The sequence below is a fragment of the Pyrobaculum sp. genome (assembly GCF_049971835.1).
GTDB lineage: Archaea > Thermoproteota > Thermoprotei > Thermoproteales > Thermoproteaceae > Pyrobaculum.
This window is the reverse complement of the sequence record NZ_JBMFKV010000367.1, coordinates 1-1,290: the sequence shown is the minus strand read 5'-3', so window position 1 is coordinate 1,290 and position 1,290 is coordinate 1. Positions and strand designations below refer to the sequence as shown.

At 62.2% G+C, this 1,290-nt stretch carries 1 pseudogene; it reads right to left on the bottom strand.

Annotated elements, in window-relative coordinates:
* A pseudogene (locus tag ACP5J3_RS14715) lies at positions 1 to 1,290 on the bottom strand (hypothetical protein); the annotation flags it as partial.

Below are 1,290 nucleotides of genomic sequence, written 5' to 3'. Positions count from 1 at the left end.
CAAGGCGCCTAGGGCGTCTTCATCCACCCGCACTACGCCCAGCTTCACCCCCAGCTCCCTGCCTCTATACACCTCTCTCAACACGGAGAGGAACTCCCCCCTCCTCTCCCTTACCAACTCCCACAGCGCCTCAGCTTCAGCTTTTATCTTCCCCACGTCGCCGCCGGCGCGGGCCGCCTCCCACCGCTCTCTTAACGCAACGGCGACTAGATACAGCAGAGGATCTGGGAGATACCCACCGCTCTCCTCCGCATACACAGCTCTATACAACAACCTACCCAGCTCCTCCACCCCGGCGCCTTGGAGATCGCGGATGTAGTAAAGGGCCGTGGGCGCATCCTCCGCCTTTTCTAACACCTGCATCTGTCTAACCAACTCCCTCAGCCTAGCCGCGGAGAGAGCCGCCTCGGCCCCCACCGCTTTTAAATACGCCTCGGCTCTACGCGCCTCCCCCTCCACCCTCGCCAGCCTAGCCTCCGCCTCTCTCAACGCCCTCTCGGCGTGTACAAGCCTCTCCGGGTTGAGGGAGGCGGTGGCTTTTAGATACTCGGCCTCTTGCCTAAGCCTCTCCGCCTCGGCAAACCCCCCGGCCTCCTCAGCCCTCTCTGCCAGCTTCTCCAACTCCTCAACGCGCCTCGACAGCTCCCCCCTCCACTTCTCCACCTCTTCGCTGACCCTGTCGAACTCCGCCTTCAGCCTCTTGTACTCAGCCTCGGCCTCCGCCACCTCCCTTCTCCACTTTAGATACTCCTCCAGGGCCCGTCTCAGGCTCATCTTGTGTTGTTCAAACCTAGCCAGCTCCTCCTCCGCCTGCCTTCTCAACGCCGCGTGTTCCCGCGCCACCCTCTCCAGCTCGGCTAGCGTGTTCTCCACCTCTACTAAGACGCGCCTCGCCGCCCGGGCCGCCTCTGCCAGATGCCCCTCGCCTCTTGCATAAAGCTCAAGAGCCCTCTTGGCGGTCTCCACGTCGGCGGTTTTTTCCAACAGCTCTCTAAGCGCGGCCGCCCTCTCCCCCGGCTTCACCACGTCTACAGAGGCCATCTTCTTGGCGACGTCTGTAGGCAACTTCTCTAACAGCTTGGCGTACTCCCTCTCCAGCCTCTCCACGGTCTTAACCTCGTCGACGCCGCCGCGTTGTTGATAAAACACGCGTAGCTCCCCGGCTCTCTCGTGTAGAATTCGAATTGCCTCCTCCCTCCCCCTCTCTACAAACACTCTCAACGCCTCGTCGAAGGCTCTCCGCATCTCAGCCGCGCCGGGCCTCTCGACGGCGTATATCCTCTCGCCGAC